The following is a 16,421-nucleotide window of genomic DNA, read 5'->3' as shown; positions in this document are numbered from 1 at the left end:
TATGGCCACGACACTACTCCTGTCGTTCCTCTTCCAGATCATCCTGGTGATCGCGCTCGCCCCGCTGATCACCGGCATCATCCGAAAGACAAAGGCGCGCTTCCAGCACCGCCGGGGTGCGACCGTCCTTCAGCCGTACTACGATCTGGTAAAACTGATGAGGAAAGACGTCGTCGTCTCTTCCGTCGCCTCGTGGCTCTTCCATTGTACACCGTATGTGGTCTTCAGCTCCATGGTCGTCATTTCCCTGCTTGTGCCGACCGTGGTGACCCCTGTGCCGCTGCACTGGGTCGGCGACATCATCGCTGTCATTTACCTTTTTGCCCTCGGGCGGTTCTTCATGGCCCTCGTGGGACTTGATACCGGTAGTGCCTTCGGCGGACTTGGTTCGAGCCGTGAGATGTCCATCGCATCGATCGTCGAACCCGCGATGATGCTCGCGATCTTCACGGCCGCCGTGACCGCCGGCTCCACGGACCTGAGCGTCATCGTCGACCGGCTCTCCACCACCCCCGCGTCGATGCTGAACCCCTCTCATCTTCTGGCATTTGCGGGTCTCTTTGTCGTTTCCCTGGCAGAAACAGGGCGGATCCCGGTTGATAACCCGGCAACGCATCTCGAACTCACCATGATCCATGAAGCGATGATCCTGGAGTATTCGGGGCCATATCTAGCTCTCATCGAATGGGCCTCGCAGGTGAAACTGGTCATCTTTCTGGCACTGATGGCCAACATGTTCTTCCCCCTCGGGATGGCCACAACATGGTCACCATCGGCATTGGCCGTTGGCGCCGGGGCCTTCCTTCTCAAAGTCACCGGCCTCGCACTGATCGTCGCACTCGTCGAATCCACGAACGCCAAGCTTCGCCTGTTCCGCGTTCCGGAACTCCTCGTGGTGGCATTCATTCTCTCCCTGCTGTCGTTGATCCTCTATTTCATTGTGGGAGCATGACGATGAGCCCCGTCCATTTGCCACTGGTTGAGTTGCTCATCGACATTTTCGCTGCCTCCATCCTGGTCACGGCATTCCTCATCGTGTCCAGCAGAAGTCTCGTGTTCTACATCCGGCTGTTCGCCCTGCAGTCGCTCCTTCTCGGCATGGTCGCCCTGCTTGTGGTGATCGGCTACGGCGAAACGCACATCCTCATCGCAGCGATTCTGACGATCGCGATCAAGGCGATCGCCATTCCGGTCGTACTCACGCGCGTCATCGAACGCATTCACGTGCAGAAGGAGATCCGCTTCAGGATGAGTATCACCGCATCGCTCATGTTCTGCGGTGGCATCGTCATACTCGCAGACTCCGTCGCCCAGTCGATCCTCCGCTCTCCCCACGCAGAGGCGTCCGCGGTCACACGTGTTCTCTCCGTGTCCATTGCGATGATGCTCATCGGTCTTTTCATCATGATGACACGACAGAAGGCCCTCACCCAGATCATCGGACTGTTGACCATGGAAAACGGCGTCTTCCTCTCGGGTCTTTCCATTACGTACGGCATGCCGCTGATCGTGGAGATAGGCATCTTCTTTGACATTCTCGTCGCTGTCCTGATCCTGGGGGTCTTCGTGTTCCGTATCAACAAAACGTTCGAATCGATCAGTATCGATTCGCTCAGGAGCCTTCGACATTGAGCACGATCATCCTGGGCCTGCTCCTGGGTCTGCCGGTGGCAGGAACCCTCCTCTGTGCGGTCCTGCACCAGCGCAGAATTCTGGAGACCGTCACGGTGTCGGTCGGTGGCCTGACCTTTCTTTCTGCACTCTGGCTCGTTACGGAAGTCATGCAGGGGACCACGATCAGCTCTTCGGAAGGCTGGTTGTATGCTGATGGGTTGTCGGCGTACATCATCATCATCATCTCCGGCAGCGCACTGGTGGTTGCGCTCTATTCCACCGGATATCTGCGCCGCCAGATCCGTGACGGAAAGGTCGGTGACCGGCAGTTGTGGCTGTACTACCTGCTGCTCAACGCCTTCCTCTTTACCATGATGGTGGTGCTTCTCTCCAACAATCTTGGATTCCTGTGGATCGGATCCGAAGCGACCACCCTGGCGACGGCATTCCTCGTGGCCTTCTATGAACGGGAGCGATCGATCGAGGCTGCATGGAAATACGTGATCATCTGCTCGGTCGGCATCGGCTTTGCCTTGTTCGGGATCATTCTCACCTACTATTCTGCCCTCCACGTGGTTCCGGGTTCCGGGAACGCCCTGAACTGGTCATCGCTCATGCTGGTCGCAAAGGATCTTGACCCTGCCGTGCTCAAACTCGCGTTCATCTTCATCCTCGTTGGATTCGGGACGAAGGCCGGGTTGGCACCCCTGCATACGTGGAAACCCGACGCCTACGGCGAGGCACCGACACCGATCAGTGCCCTGATGGCCGCCGGACTTGTCAATGTCGCTCTCTACTCGCTCATGCGGTTCTATGTGCTGGTGAATACTGCCGTGGGTGGCACCTATGCACCGACCCTCTTCATGGTGTTCGGCCTCGTCTCCATGGGCATCGCTCTGCCGTTCATCCTGTTGCAGAAGGATTTCAAGAGAATGCTGGCGTATTCCAGCGTGGAGCATGTTGGCATCATTGTGTTTGCCATTGGCATCGGGACCCCCCTGGCCTATTTCGGTGCACTCCTGCATCTTCTCAACAACGCCCTCGCCAAGATGGTCCTCTTCCTGACGGCCGGCAACGTACGCCTCGCGTACGGGTCACGACTGATGCGCAAAGTGACCGGTGCGATCAAGGTCATTCCCGTTTCGGCATCGTTCCTCATCGTCGGGGTTTTTGCCCTTACGGGATGGCCGCCGTTCGGCGTGTTCATCAGCGAATTCACGATCGTCACGGCCGGATTCGACCGTGGCTATGTGGTCCCCGTGATCTTCTTCATCGCGATTATCGCAGCTGTGTTTGTCGGGTTCATCTACTACACCTCGCGGATGGTGTTCGGTGAGCCCAACGTCCCTGTCACGGGCGGCGAGGCTGAACCGCTTGCATTGTGGGTGCTCGGACTCCTGCTCGCGGCACTGCTCCTGCTCGGGGTCTATCTGCCCCCTCCGCTCGAGCAGGTCATCGAGAATGCGGCCCGGGTACTGAAGGGTTGACGGGAATGACCACCAAACAAGAGTATATGGCGTTGCTCGAAAAGTCGCTGGGAGACCGTCTGACCATTCGCGAGGCTCCGGCACCGAACGAGCTGTACCTCTCGCTGCACGAAGATTCCCTGGCCTTACTTCCGGAGACATGTTCCCTGCTCACCCGATCACTCAAGGCGCACTTCACAACGCTCGCTGCCAACGATGAACGGATGCTGAATGGCAGGTTCTCTCTGTACTACATCTTCTCCATCCCCCTGGCCGATCTCTTTCTGATCCTCCAGGTGCCGGTGGACCCCCGTCATATGGAAGTGCCTTCGATCAGTCATATCATCGAAGCTGCGAATTGGTTCGAACGCGAGGTGAAGGACTGCTTCGGGATCATCGCCTTTCCGAACATCTACAAACTGGCAGCACATCCTGACTGGCCCGAGGATATGCACGTGATGCTGAAGGATGTCGACCCCGGACAGTCTGTTCCACGCGTGAAGGGGAGTTTCGACTTCAAAGAGGTCGAAGGTGAAGGAGTATTCGAGATCCCTGTCGGACCTGTGCATGCAGGCATCATCGAACCGGGACATTTCCGTTTCAGTGTCGCCGGGGAACCCATCATCAGCCTTGCTCTCCAGCTTTCTATACGCACAAGGGAACCGAAAAGATCGCAGAAGGCAGGTCTCCACGGCACGCTGTCTTCCTTGCCGAACGCGTTTCCGGCGACTCTTCCTTCGGGCATGCCCTTGCGTTCTGCCATGCCATCGAACGGCTGAGCGGTTTCGACCCCCCGCCCCGGGCCATCGTGATCCGAACCATGCTGCTTGAGCTGGAGCGATTGTGTAACCACATCGGTGATATCGGGGCCATTCTGCTGGACGTCGGTTTCGCCGTCGGCGCCGCGACCGCGTTCGAACTCAAGGAACAGTTCCTCGCTCTCAACGAGATCCTGACGGGGAGCAGACTCCTCCGCGGCGTCGCTGCCATCGGTGGCGTCAGGAGGGATCCGGAGAATGGTCCGTCCCGTCACGAGGCACTGCGCAAGACGCTCGAGCACGGGAAACGGTCCTTTGAGGAACTCGTGAGCCTGATCATGACGAGTTCTTCGGTCATGGACCGGCTGGAAACGACGGGGGTTCTGAGCCCTCTGGACGCGTATCGCCTGGGCATCACCGGTATCGCGGGGAGAGCCTCAGGCATCGACCGGGACTACAGACGCGACCACCCACACTGTGCATATCCGGACAGCCACGTCCACGTCGCGACGCGCACGGAAGGAGACGTTCTTGCCCGGGTCCGCATCCGCATCGACGAGATCCGCGATGCGTTCGCGCTGGTGGAGGAACTGCAGGGACGACACGCGGGCGAGCCGATTCTCGCAGAGGTCACACCCGTTCCTCCCGGACGCTCTGCCCTCGGATATGTGGAGGGCTGGCGCGGAGAGATCATCCACTGGGTCATGACCGACAAGGCCGGGAACCTATACCGCTGGAAGATCACCGATCCATCGTTTCATAACTGGCGGGCACTCACGCTCGCCGTGAGAAACAACATTGTGCCGGATTTCCCCGTGATCAACAAGAGCTTCAATCTATCGTATTCCGGGAATGACCGGTAAGACCTGTTTCGATGCAATTCATATCGTATGAGAGGGAGGACAGCAGCGCAATGAGAACAGTTGTTCGAAAGCTCGATCCAAGACACATGGATCTCGCGGCATACTTCCGCGAATTCAATTTCCCGGAGCTCTCCCGCTTTTCCCTGACACACATCAAGGGCGACCTTATCGGCGGCCTGACGGCAGCGATCGTCGCACTCCCCCTCGCGCTGGGGTTTGGTCTGCTGGCATTCAACGGTGATCCGCGGGGAGCCGTTGCGGGTCTGTACGGCGCCATTTTTACCGGTATCCTTGCGTCCCTGTTCGGCGGAACCCAGCAGCAGATCACCGGCCCGACCGGGGGAATGACCGTCATTCTGACCTCCGTGTATATCGAATACGGTGGCCCGGAAGCTCTTCTCGCCGCATGCATTCTCGCGGGCGTTTTTCAATTCATCTATGGCCTTCTGAAGGTGGGCAAATACGTCCACCTGGTCCCGTATCCTGTCACGGTGGGTTTTACCAATGGCATCGCTATTCTCATTTTCCTGCAGCAATTCGGGACATTCAATACCGCGCCGGTCATTGCCCTCGTCACGATGGGCACCATCTACCTCGTACCACGGATCAGCCGCTCACTCCCGAAAGCACTCATCGGATTGATCGTGGGATCGGTGGTCGCATACGCATTCTCTTCCCTCGATATCTTCCGGACTGTGTACGACCCGGCCGCAGGCGGACTCACGGTCGCTTCCGCGATCAGGGTGATCGGCGAGATCCCGTCGAATTTTCAACTGCCGAATCTCCCTGGCATCACGTGGGAAACATGGAGAAAGCTCCTTCCCGCAGCGTTCACGATCTCCCTCCTCGGGTCTATCGAGACCCTCCTCGCGTCGGTCGTGGCCGACAATGCAACACACTCACGCCACAACAGCAACCGGGAGCTGCTCGGTCAGGGCATCGGCAACTTTGTGGCAGGCATCTTCGGTGGCGTTGCCGGTACCGGTGCCATTGTGCGGACGATGGTCAATGTGCGTGCGGGGGGCATGACGCGTCTGTCAGGGATCATCCACGGGCTGGTTCTGGTCCTGGTCATGCTTTTTCTCGGCACGCTGGCCTCCGCCATCCCGCTCGCAGCACTTGCTGGCGTCCTCATGATGACAGCCCTTGGCATGCTCGAGCTTGAACCGATCAAGTTGCTCCCCCGGACCCCCCTCCCGGATGCAGCGGTCATGGTTGCGACGATCCTGATCACGGTGTTCACCGACCTGATCACCGCGGTCGAGGTCGGCATGGTCATGGCATCGTTCCTCTTCGTCTATCGCATGAGCGAAATGGGCATGGACCACAAGCTCCTTGAGGAGGTGAAAGGCGTCGCGCTCGATGAGCCAACGCGCAAGCTCCTGAAGGAGAACAAGATCGTCATCTTCGACGTTGAAGGCCCCCTCTTCTTCGGTGCGGCCAAGAGCTTCGTGACCGCCCTCGAGAACAACTTCGACGTCAAGGTTGTCATCCTGGACATGGAGAACGTCCCGGTGATCGATACCACGGGCATCGTGGCCATTGAGAACATCGTTGAACGGTTGCACCATGACAAGAAGCGCCTCTTGATCGTCGGTATGCGCGACAATGTGCGGAAGATCGTGTATGACCTTGGCGTGACCCGGAAGATCGGCATCGGGAACTTCCTCAATACCACGGACGAGGCGATCCGGTATGCCCTGGAGATCACAAAGGATGAGGTGGAACGGACGTATCTCGGTGGCTTCGTCTCCGAATCCCTGATCATGCTTGACGTCAGCGTCGGGGACCGCAACGAGCTGCTCGGAAAAATGGTCGCGCAGGCGTACAACGCAGGGATCGTGAAAAACAAGGAGACCTTCATGGAGAATCTCCTGCAGCGGGAAGATCTCACGCCCACGATCATCGGCAGAGGCGTTGCCGTCCCGCACGCGCACTCGGGCGACGCCGACGCCCATGTGGTTGTGGTCTTTGCCCGGCTGCGTGAACCGATCCGCTATAGCCAGGAGAACCCCGAACTCGTCCGGATGGTGTTCATGGTGGCAACAGGCACGAATGAACGCGAGTATCTCAACGTCCTGCGCCTTATCGCAACCAATATCGGTCACGCGGGCGTACACAAGCGCCTCCTGGAAGCACACGATGTGCACGAGGTGCATCATCTTCTCTCAGAGTTGAAGACAACCCAACCCCTGACCGTGCAGAGCGAATAATGACCGTGCCACCCCTCATGCAGACATCGGCTCGATATGTGCGCGGGAACCGCCCGGGAGGAGACTCTTGCTGAAGATCGTGAAACGGGTACTGTGGGGAGGTGTCGCGACGAATGCATTTCCCACGACCATCGCGGAGCCACCGGACGGATTCCGCGGGAAGCCGGTCATCGATTTCGCACGGTGCACTGCCTGCGGTGACTGCGCGCTGGCGTGCCCGACCTCTGCCCTTACGGTCAGCACGAATCCGGACGAAATGGATGGGAAGGTTCTGACACTTGACTACGGTGCCTGCGTGTTCTGCGGGGAGTGCGAAGCGGCGTGCCCGGATACGATCCGGCTGACGAAAGAGTTCCAACTGGCGGCCGCCGACAGGAATGCGCTGTGTTCGCAGGCGCTCTATCGTGTCGGGCCGGATGGTGCATACCGGTACACCGGACTTCGTATCACGGCTCCAGCGCCTGTCGATGGCATCCAGGCATCTGGACTCGCACTCAAACAGAAGATCCGGAACGTACTCGGGCGCTCGCTCCACATCCGGGAGGTCGATGCAGGATCGTGCAACGGATGCGAGGTCGAGATCACCGCCCTGAACAACCCCATCTATGATATCGAACGATTCGGGATACACTTCGTTGCATCCCCCCGTCACGCAGACATGCTGCTCGTGACAGGGCCCGTCACCCGGAACATGGAGATCGCCCTCAGACAGACCTACGAGGCGACGCCGGAACCAAAGTTGGTAGTGGCAGTGGGAGCGTGCGGGATCAGCGGAGGGATATTCGGATCAAGCTATGCTTCACTCGGTGGAGTTGCGAACGTCATCCCGGTGGATGTGTACATTCCGGGCTGTCCTCCGCGCCCGGAAGCACTGCTGCACGGGATCTTTGTTGCCCTTGATCGATACGGGACGAAACGTCAGGACGACATCATCCCGCCCCGGTGAACGGCGGTCCGAGGGCCAGTCACCTTCAGCATGCTCCGTCGATGATACCCCCACCAACCACGTCGTCACCCTCGTAAAGAACCACGGATTGCCCCGGGGTGATCGCCCGCCGCGGCTCATCGAACCGCACCTCCAGACGACCGTCGTCGAGCGTCGCCGCCGTTGCTGCCCCGCCCTTGTCCAGATACCTGATCCGCGCCAGCACGCGCCGTGGTTCACGGCAATCAGCGTACCTGATCATGTTCACATGCGATGCGCGAAGGCCATTCGCGTACAGGTCCGCATCGCGGCCGAGCTCCACCCGGTTCGATGCCGGGTCGATGCTCTTCACGAACACCGGCTCTCCTGCCGCGAACCCCAGGCCCCGCCGCTGTCCGATCGTAAAAAAGGGATAGCCGCGGTGTGTACCCACCACGTCGCCATCCATCATCAACGACCCGCCCTGCACTTTCGCCTCAAGCCCGGGAACGGCTTCCTTGAGGAAGCGTTCATAGTTGTTGTCTGTGACGAAACAGATCTCAAAACTCTCGCCCTTCCCGGCGGTGGTGAGCCCGAATCTCCGCGCGGCCTCGCGCACCTCCGCTTTGGTCATCGCACCCAGAGGGAACAGGGTCCGTGCCAGCGACTCCTGGGTCAGCCCCCAGAGCGCATACGACTGGTCCTTTGATGCGTCCACACCCCGCTGGAGCCGGTACCGGCCTGTCGTGTCATCCTGAAGAACACGCGCATAGTGTCCGGTGGCAATGGCCTCCGCGCCAAGCGCCGTACTCTTCCGCAACAGTTCTTCCCACTTGATCGTCCGGTTGCAGAGCACGCACGGGTTCGGTGTCCTCCCGGCAAGGTACTCTGCAATGAACGGTTGTATCACCTGCGTATCGAACGGTTCGCTGAGGTCCAGCACGTAGTGCGGGATCCCCAGCTGCGCTGCAACGGCACGGGCATCGTTGATCCCATCGAGCGAGCAACAGCTCGAATCTCCCGACGGCGCGCCACCCACATCTTCATAGCGAAAGGTCTTCAGCGTGATGCCGATGACCTCACAGCCTTGCTCCACGAGGAGCGCGGCAGCGGCCGACGAATCCACGCCTCCGCTCATCGCCACAACGACCCTGCGTTTCACGGTTCCCATCTCTCCCTCCTGCCCTTCCTGCACACCGTCAGCGCTCCAGCTCTTTCCAGATCAACGCACTTGCGCCGAGGACTGCCGTGTTCCCCTCCGTCAGTCCGGACGGAAGGATCTTCACCTTGTTCCGGAAGATGTTCAGCATGAACTCTTCCATGTACATCTTTGTCGGCCCGATGATCAGGTCCCCTGCATTCGCCAGCCCACCGAACAGGATGATCGCTTCCGGACTCGTATGCGTCACGGCGTCCGCAAGCTTCATGCCGAGGATGCGGGCAGTACGGTCGAATGCGGCGCGTGCCACCTTGTCGCCTTTCAGCGCAGCATCCGCCAGCTTCTTTGCGGTCAGCTCATCGAAGGCAATGTGCCGCAGCGGGCTGTCGTCGCGGCTCTCCGCAAGGAGTTCAAATGCCGTGCGACAAATGCCCCCCGCGGACGCATAGGCCTCCAGGCACCCGCGGCGCCCACAGCCACACCAACGCCCCGCAGGATCGACGATCGTGTGCCCGAGCTCGCCGGCGAAGCCATCCGCACCATAGATGAGCTGTCCGTTCGCGACGAGCCCGCTCCCGACCCCCGTGCCCAGCGTGATGACGATGTAGTCCTTCATACCCCTGGCTGCGCCGAACATGCCTTCACCGAGGGCGGCGGCATTCGCGTCATTCGTGATGGCCACCGGTACGTCAAAGTACTTCCGGACAAGCCCGACCACATCGACGACACCCTTCCAATTGAGGTTGGGCGGATACTCTACCGTCCCACGGTAGTAGTTCGCATTCGGGGCTCCGATCCCGATCCCGCGTATCACCGGTTGCAGAGGGATGCTCGTATGCATCCTGGTGATCGCTGTATGCAGACGTTCAATGAGCTGCTCGGGCGGATCCTGTGCTCTGGTCTCGATGGACGATTCCGCAAGGCACGTTCCATTGCGTTCAACGAATCCGAACACCGTATTGGTGCCGCCGATATCAACGCCGACGGTCACATCAGTTGTGGGCATGGGTGTCTCTTCCATTTCATAGTGATGCTATCTTTATAATGAAGAAAAACGATGGACAAATATCAACCCGGGGACGGGCAGCGGACCCCGCGATGGTCAAAAGGAAGGCACAAATGAGGCAGGATCGGCATCACACTGGAATGTCAGCATCGACCCATCCGCGCGAAGACGGAGGCGGACATCGCGCAGTGTCACGGCATAGCGCACCGAGAGGTTGAGCCCGTGCATGATCCCTGTTCGGAATAGTGCGTACCAGCGGATGCCTGTCCCGTACACCGGAGGCGCCGAATACACGCCATCAACATCCCGCTCGATCAGGTAGACCCGGGAGGCATAGGAATCTGTTGTGAAGTTCTCCCACCGCACGTCGATCGCCGTCCCCGGCGTGAACACCACGTGAAGATCGTTGCCCATCACCCATCCCCCCTCCTCCCCACTCCCCGGATCGGCAGCAGACGAATGGACATGCCCTATCCGCACCTGGAAACGGACCGCAGGGGTCACAGAATGATCGAGCGAAAGGAGAAATGATCGGCGTATGGAGGGGAGCGAACCGCTGCAAGGCAACCGGGCCGGTCCATCCCACCGTTCCCACGATTCGGTGGTGGACGACCTCAGTGCAACGGAGATCGTCAGGGGGCGCGAGACCCGCTGCGTGATCCGTAACGAGATCTCATTCCCTTCCGGCGGCAGATGATCGAAGGAGGTCCTCCACAGCTTCCCGTGGCGGATCACGGCCCCCGTACACAACATGCCGGATACGGGTGCACATTCCCACCGGATCGCAACCCCGGCATCGTTGACCATCTCGGCGCCCGTCATGCCTTGACCGCCCTTTCTGTTCCGATATCCCGGTGACGCGTACCACGCAGCGACGGAGAGGACAGTCTGAGGATCCAGCGTGAGGCCCAGGCGGCCGGAGAGGGCGTATCCTTCCCTCATCCATGCTCCCTCGGCAGCGATGCTCGCGCGGCCGGTGATCATGGAAAGATCCGCCCCAACGATCTGCGCCGCTTGCACATCGCCGAAACGAACATCACCGCTGAACGGCCGGGACATGCGGCTCCACAGGACCGACACCCCCGCCGCCGGCCCCACCGGTGGGACCCACGCAACGTGTCCACCCGCCGACCATTCGTACACGACCGGGTGTGCGGCATCCGGTGCCTGACCTGGATCCCGCCGGAGAGCGAGCGAGGTGATATTCCCATCCTGATCAAGCGACGCAACGAACGGAGTTCGTCCGGCAACTCCGCCGAAAGAGACGACCCCTGCCGTGGATCTCAGCCGCATCGTTGCTCCCACCCCTCGAATGACACGCGTCCCGGAGGTCCCATGAAACGCATCGAGCTGAAGCGGCCCTGACCATCCCCACCCGCGGGGCCCATCAGACATTCCCGTTCCCGCTCTGCCGAAGACAAGGCCCTGCCCGCATCCCACAGACAGATCGCCGGCCACCAGGCGCTCGATGGATCCGCCAGGCCAAACGAAGCCGACACTCCCCGTGACGAATGCCTCTGTGTACGTCTGCCCCGGCTCCCGCAGAACGGTCATCTCTCCGCTCGCGCCATCACCACGCCGGAGCATCAACCGATGGTATTCGCGGGCACCGGCCCGCTGCATTTCCGCGGATCCTCCCGGAACCTGTCCCGGTAATTTCCAGAGGAACCGTGACCGGAGCCGGGCGTGGGTCGCCGTGGACGTGGAGACCGTGACAAATGGCGCCAACACGTGGTACAGCCTCACCCCATCCACTCCACGCCGTCGCAGCTGCTCCACATCGTTGAATCGGCCGCCCCTGCTCCGCCAGCGGATCACGAGCCGCGCATCGTCCGGAGACATGCCGGGAAGTCCGGCAAGTGCAGACTCATCCGCGGTATTCAGATCAAGAGGGTGTTCCAGCATCCACAGGAGGCGTTCATGATAGGCTTCCATGGTTGCCTCATCCTCTGAGAGTTCCGTTAAGCGAAAGATCTCGAGCGGATGCAACGTACTCTCGGATCGGAGCGTGTCGGCTTCGCGTGGCGATGCGGACATCGGGAGCAGGAGCACGGGGGCGAGCAGAAAGAGCGGAAGCCAACGCCTCTCACTCAAGGTCGATGCTCACGGACAGATAGTGTGTTTCCCCGAGTTGCCGGTGATGGGTCAGGCCATACTCGACCGCAACGGGAGCGAGATAGATACCGACCCCACCACAGACAAGCGAAGGTTCTGTAGACATGCCAAGGCGAAGAGTGAGTTCAGGAACGACGACGTATTCGGCGCCGAGATTCCATTCCAGGGGCGACAGGAGCTCTTTGGAGCATCGTGCATACAGAGTCGCCCCCGTCCCCCCGGGTGCATACGCACAGCCGACGGCCAGGGACAGGGGCAGTGGTTCTCCAGCGGCACCGATGCGCGCGGCGGACGCATTGGTAAGCAAGAGTGCGATCGAATACCCCGGTGCGATCGCACAGGAGACACCGGCATCAAGAGCAGGCACCGACGTCTGACCGTACCCCTCGATACCGAGCATCTCGACCCGGAGGCGGAGGCCAGCCGCCCATGCGCCGCCTCCGGAGATCGCCGCAGCCAGGGAAAGAGAGGTTTCTTTGTACCCCCGGAGCCTCAGGGTGGACACAGAGAGGGCAACGGGTACTGAGGCGATGGGGAGACCGACAGAGAAGCCCATCCTGCTGAGCCCCTCGATCCCGAAGAGTGATGGCACGGTCCACGCAGCTATTGCCAATCCGCGGAGCCCCCGGAGCCCCGCCGGGGTGATCGCCCCGGCGACAAGGCCCCCCTCCACGGCGAGCGCTGAGCCTCCCAGTGCCGCCGCCCGTGCCCCGGGAACCAGGGATTCAAATGCGGTGAACCCGCGGGACGGGCACAGCAGCGCCACCAGGACAACGGCTTTCAGGGTCTTCATCTCTCTCCCTCCGTTCTCACTACCCGTCAGCGCAGCACTTTACGGAGGGCATTGAACACCGGCTGCAAAAAATGTATATTCTTTCACACCCCAAGATCTTCCAGGAGAGCACATGCCCGTCAAGAGCACGCTTCGTTTTCTCTCAGCGATCCTCGCCCTGCTAGCCCTGTGCACCCCGGCACCGGCTCAGCAGCTCGAATGCACCGTCAAGGTGAACTATGAATCCGTGGGCGCGTCGCACAAAGACCTGCTGATCAATTTTGAAGAGGACATCCGCTCCTACCTGAACAACTACCAGTGGGGTCCGGAGCAGCTCGAGGAGAAGATCAAGCTCTCATTCGACGTCTTCATCCAGAATGCCTCGGGTGACAACAAGTACATGGCGCAGGTGTTCATCGGAAGCCAGCGGATGATCTACGGGGCCAACAAGAACACTGCGGTGATGCGGATCTTCGATGAAGCATGGGAATTCTCGTACATCAAGGACCGCCCGATCAATCACGCCCCGAACAGCTTCTCGGATCTGGCGAGTTTCCTCGATTTCTACGTGTACCTCGCGCTGGGATACGACTATGACACCTACGACCCGATGGGAGGGACCCCGTGGTTCCAGAAGGCTTCGGACATCGCAAGCCTGGGGCGCACGAGTGCGCAGAAAGGATGGCAACAGGCCACCACGGGCTATAGCCGCTCGCAGCTCGTCACCGACCTGCTGAACCCGACCGTCGGGCCGATCCGGGAGGCATCATACCAGTATCATTTCATGGGGTTGGATTCGATCTCGGCGAACAAGCAGAGGGGATTGGCGAACATCGCTCGCGCGATCGAGAAGATCGGGGTGGCGCGCAAGACCCTGGACCCGCGGAACCTGGCGTTCAAGACCTTCTTCGATACGAAGTATATGGAACTCGCAGAGGTGATGCGGGAATACCCCGACCGGACCATCTATATGACCCTCTCACGCGTCGACCCGTACCACCAGTCGACGTACGACGAGTTCAAGGCGAAGTAGCGGCAAGCATCGACTTCACAGCAGCGAACACTTCTTCTTCCCCTATCTGCCGCATGCATGCGGATCCGAACCGGGTGCCCTCCGGCACCCGGTCCTGACACACCCCGGGTTCACACAACCGGCACTCATCCGCTCCGGTGAGCGTCCTGCAACGGTCTGTTTCCTCATACACCGCCCACTCTTTGCCGTGATGGCGCCGGAACAGCGCAATGGTTGGTGCACCCACCGCGACCGCCAGATGACGGGGACCGGAGTCATTCGTGAGGCAGACCCCCGCACGCATGAGGAATCCCGCAAGCACGGAAATATCGGAACCCGGTTCCAGCACCGGCACGCGTGACCCGAGCGATCCGGCTATGCCCCGGAGTATCTCTTCATCTCCCCTTCCCGCACAGAGCGCGACGGGGATGTCCGCCCGTTGAAGACGCCCCACCAGTCCGGCGAAACGATCCGGTGGCCATTGCTTGTACTCGCCGGTCGCACCGGGATGGATCGCGACATAGCGCTTCCCGGCAAGTCCTTCCCGGAGGAGCCATGCTTCCACCTCCCGCAACCCTTCCGCCGAAGGCCCGAACTCTGTTGTGTACGATCCCGCACGGCCGCCCATGGCTTCCGCGATGGTGCAGTAGTAGCGAAGGACACCGGCGGAGCCGCGTGTCACCGCGGGCGTTACATTGAGCAACCGCGAAGCGCCTCTCCCCTCTTCCCCCGCGCGTACGCGGGCTCCTGAAAGATACGCGAGCACGGAGAACCGGTCTTCGGGGAACGTGCAGAACACGCCATCATAGTGATCCGCATGGATCGATCTCGCAATGCGGACCTCCTCCCTCAGGCGGCGGAGAGGCGAGAGTGTGCGGAGCTGCGCACGGTCCACTTCAAAGACCCGGTCGACGCCCGGAAGCCGGGACATGACAGCGGCAGTCCCCATTCCCTCTGATGGAAACAACACGGGAGAACCGGGATGCCCCGGTGGCAGCCGGCGCTGATAGATGATGACGGTGATGGTGGCCCGGGGGTGCCCCGCGCGCAGCGAGCGCATGGCAGGAGTGAGAAGCAGGAGGTCGCCGAGCTGACCCTCGGCGAGAACAAGGATGTTCCTGAGTTCCATCAGAAGAAGGGCCGCTTCGCGAAGATCGCCCCGACCTCCTTCTCGACGAACGTCCGCGCCTTCTCCTCATCCACGTCATCGAGGTCCACGATGGTGAGGACAACGCGTGGCAGGAACCGGACAGCATCTTTCGCGAACTCGACCATCGCCGCGAAGTTTTTCGGCCCATCGATGCGCATGAGGGCGCCATATTGCTGTGGATCGGTTGAATTCAGGCTGATGGAGACGGAATCCACGAGTCCCGCAAGCTCCGGCACGATGTTGCGCTTGTTGATGATATTCCCGTGCCCGTCCGTATTCAGCCGCGTGCGGCCGCCACGGTCCTTCACGAACCGGGCGACCTGCTTCAAGGCTTCGAGCCGGATGGTGGGCTCACCATAACCACAGAAGACCACTTCTTCGTACCGGAGCGGGTCACCGATCTCGGCGATCACCTCTTCCGCTTCAGGTTCACGCGTGATCTTCAGGTTGTGCCCCTTCACCATCGCTTCGCCCTTGCGGTCGCAAAAAATGCAGTCGGCGTCACACCGGTTCGTGAGGTTGATATAGAGCGATCGCTTGAGCGGGTAGGTGAAGCGGGGCATCGGCTTCTCGCCGATGCCGAACAATTGATAGGCGGCGACATTCGTCGACCGCGCGACATCCTCGACAGACAGATGCTGAACGTCCGCGATGCGCTGAGCGATCACGGGGATGTGCATGGGCTCGTTGCGGGTGCCCCGGTGAGGGACCGGTGCAAGATACGGGCTATCGGTCTCCAGAAGCTGATGCTCGATCGAGATCGCCGCGGCTACATCCACGGCATTCCCGGGTTTCTTGAACGTTACGATCCCCGGCAGCGACACCATGAATCCCATCCCGACGAGCTTCCATGCGATCGCCACGTCCCCGGGATAGCAGTGAAAGACACCACGCGGCCCGGGGTTGCGCGCGCCCCGGGGTCGTTTGCTCTCCCGCCAGGCGGGACATGCCTCAATGCTCGCCGAGAGCATGGCGATCGTCTGCTCGAGTGATTCGCGCGTGTGGATGATGACGGGAAGATCCCGGCGTTGGGCAATGGCAAGCTGTTCCGCGAAGACACGTTCCTGGGCATCGCGGGGCGACAGATCGTAGTGGAAATCCAGCCCGATCTCCCCTATCGCGACAACGCGGGGGTGCTTGCTGAGGGCTTCGATCTCCGCCAGGCCGGCATCATCGGCGAGCCGGGCATCATGAGGATGGTACCCGACGGCTGCATAGACCATCGGATGCCGGTCTGCGAGTTCTACAGCACGACGGCTGTCATCGAGATTGGTGCCGGGATTGATGATGAAGCGGACCCCGGCATCGGCCGCGCGGGCAATGACCTCATCGCGGTCAGCATCGAATTCCCGCGCCGTGAGATGCGCGTGGGTGTCAATGAACGTCATA

Annotated in this window: 14 protein-coding genes; 8 read left to right on the top strand and 6 right to left on the bottom strand. The window is 60.6% G+C overall.

Translation table 11 applies throughout. The features are described from left to right. Window position 1: 1 nt before the first annotated feature. The 7 genes from IPI01_01080 (at window position 2) to nuoB (ending at window position 7,860) form a co-directional block, all read left to right on the top strand. A complete protein-coding gene (locus IPI01_01080; protein MBK7256425.1) occupies window positions 2-952 on the top strand; it encodes a respiratory chain complex I subunit 1 family protein in 951 nt (316 codons plus the stop codon). A 2-nt stretch (window positions 953-954) separates the two neighbouring features. Beyond that, window positions 955-1,632 (top strand): hydrogenase, encoded by a 678-nt coding sequence (locus tag IPI01_01075; GenBank protein MBK7256424.1) that lies wholly within the window; start codon window positions 955-957, stop codon window positions 1,630-1,632. Then, entirely contained in the window at window positions 1,629-3,101 is a 1,473-nt protein-coding gene (locus IPI01_01070) for a hydrogenase 4 subunit F (protein MBK7256423.1), read from the top strand. Before IPI01_01075 ends, IPI01_01070 begins: the two co-directional genes overlap by 4 nt. Window positions 3,102-3,106: 5 nt before the next feature. After that, window positions 3,107-3,859 carry an NADH-quinone oxidoreductase subunit C gene (locus IPI01_01065; protein MBK7256422.1) on the top strand — a complete coding sequence of 251 codons (753 nt, stop codon included), beginning with the start codon at window positions 3,107-3,109 and terminating at the stop codon, window positions 3,857-3,859. 41 nt (window positions 3,860-3,900) lie between these two features. Continuing rightward, complete coding sequence (locus tag IPI01_01060) at window positions 3,901-4,701, top strand: hypothetical protein (protein MBK7256421.1); 801 nt, start codon at window positions 3,901-3,903, stop codon at window positions 4,699-4,701. A 50-nt stretch (window positions 4,702-4,751) separates the two neighbouring features. Continuing rightward, window positions 4,752-6,914 (top strand): PTS sugar transporter subunit IIA, encoded by a 2,163-nt coding sequence (locus IPI01_01055; protein MBK7256420.1) that lies wholly within the window; start codon window positions 4,752-4,754, stop codon window positions 6,912-6,914. Between the two features lie 67 nt (window positions 6,915-6,981). Further along, entirely contained in the window at window positions 6,982-7,860 is an 879-nt protein-coding gene (gene nuoB, locus IPI01_01050; protein MBK7256419.1) for an NADH-quinone oxidoreductase subunit NuoB, read from the top strand. Between the two features lie 25 nt (window positions 7,861-7,885). Here nuoB and mnmA read toward each other — a convergent pair whose 3' ends face one another. The 4 genes from mnmA to IPI01_01030 all read right to left on the bottom strand — a co-directional run bounded on the left by mnmA (window position 7,886) and on the right by IPI01_01030 (window position 12,891). Next, a complete protein-coding gene (mnmA, locus tag IPI01_01045; GenBank protein MBK7256418.1) occupies window positions 7,886-8,989 on the bottom strand; it encodes a tRNA 2-thiouridine(34) synthase MnmA in 1,104 nt (367 codons plus the stop codon). A 28-nt stretch (window positions 8,990-9,017) separates the two neighbouring features. Next, window positions 9,018-9,983: an ROK family protein gene (locus IPI01_01040; GenBank protein MBK7256417.1), complete on the bottom strand. Its 966-nt coding sequence runs from the start codon at window positions 9,981-9,983 to the stop codon at window positions 9,018-9,020. 96 nt (window positions 9,984-10,079) lie between these two features. After that, complete coding sequence (locus IPI01_01035; protein ID MBK7256416.1) at window positions 10,080-12,077, bottom strand: helix-hairpin-helix domain-containing protein; 1,998 nt, start codon at window positions 12,075-12,077, stop codon at window positions 10,080-10,082. Continuing rightward, a complete protein-coding gene (locus IPI01_01030) occupies window positions 12,070-12,891 on the bottom strand; it encodes a hypothetical protein (protein MBK7256415.1) in 822 nt (273 codons plus the stop codon). Before IPI01_01030 ends, IPI01_01035 begins: the two co-directional genes overlap by 8 nt. Before the next feature lie 112 nt (window positions 12,892-13,003). Here IPI01_01030 and IPI01_01025 point away from each other — a divergent pair, with 112 nt between their 5' ends. Continuing rightward, on the top strand, window positions 13,004-13,903 hold the full coding sequence (locus IPI01_01025) for a DUF4835 family protein (GenBank protein MBK7256414.1): 900 nt from the start codon (window positions 13,004-13,006) through the stop codon (window positions 13,901-13,903). On the opposite strand, the gene IPI01_01020 is transcribed toward IPI01_01025, so the two are convergent. Both IPI01_01020 and IPI01_01015 read right to left on the bottom strand, forming a co-directional pair. Beyond that, window positions 13,890-15,011 (bottom strand): glycosyltransferase family 9 protein, encoded by a 1,122-nt coding sequence (locus IPI01_01020; protein MBK7256413.1) that lies wholly within the window; start codon window positions 15,009-15,011, stop codon window positions 13,890-13,892. The genes IPI01_01025 and IPI01_01020 overlap by 14 nt on opposite strands. Further along, window positions 15,011-16,420, bottom strand: coding sequence for a YchF/TatD family DNA exonuclease (locus IPI01_01015; protein MBK7256412.1), 1,410 nt, complete (start codon window positions 16,418-16,420; stop codon window positions 15,011-15,013). Before IPI01_01015 ends, IPI01_01020 begins: the two co-directional genes overlap by 1 nt. Between the last annotated feature and the right edge of the window lies 1 nt (window position 16,421).

This window comes from Ignavibacteriota bacterium (assembly GCA_016707525.1).
Classification (GTDB): domain Bacteria; phylum Bacteroidota; class Ignavibacteria; order UBA10030; family UBA6906; genus JAGDMK01.
This window is presented reverse-complemented; position numbering and strand designations above follow the sequence as displayed.

Excerpts from the sequence above, each read along its gene's own strand:
- IPI01_01030 (MBK7256415.1), bottom strand. The coding sequence starts at position 12,891 with ATGAAGACCCTGAAAGCCGTTGTCCTGGTGGCGCTGCTGTGCCCGTCC.
- mnmA (MBK7256418.1), bottom strand. The coding sequence starts at position 8,989 with ATGGGAACCGTGAAACGCAGGGTCGTTGTGGCGATGAGCGGAGGCGTG.
- IPI01_01025 (MBK7256414.1), top strand. The coding sequence starts at position 13,004 with ATGCCCGTCAAGAGCACGCTTCGTTTTCTCTCAGCGATCCTCGCCCTG.
- IPI01_01075 (MBK7256424.1), top strand. The coding sequence starts at position 955 with ATGAGCCCCGTCCATTTGCCACTGGTTGAGTTGCTCATCGACATTTTC.
- IPI01_01060 (MBK7256421.1), top strand. The coding sequence starts at position 3,901 with ATGCTGCTTGAGCTGGAGCGATTGTGTAACCACATCGGTGATATCGGG.
- IPI01_01020 (MBK7256413.1), bottom strand. The coding sequence starts at position 15,011 with ATGGAACTCAGGAACATCCTTGTTCTCGCCGAGGGTCAGCTCGGCGAC.
- IPI01_01065 (MBK7256422.1), top strand. The coding sequence starts at position 3,107 with ATGACCACCAAACAAGAGTATATGGCGTTGCTCGAAAAGTCGCTGGGA.
- IPI01_01040 (MBK7256417.1), bottom strand. The coding sequence starts at position 9,983 with ATGCCCACAACTGATGTGACCGTCGGCGTTGATATCGGCGGCACCAAT.
- IPI01_01080 (MBK7256425.1), top strand. The coding sequence starts at position 2 with ATGGCCACGACACTACTCCTGTCGTTCCTCTTCCAGATCATCCTGGTG.
- IPI01_01055 (MBK7256420.1), top strand. The coding sequence starts at position 4,752 with ATGAGAACAGTTGTTCGAAAGCTCGATCCAAGACACATGGATCTCGCG.
- IPI01_01015 (MBK7256412.1), bottom strand. The coding sequence starts at position 16,420 with ATGACGTTCATTGACACCCACGCGCATCTCACGGCGCGGGAATTCGAT.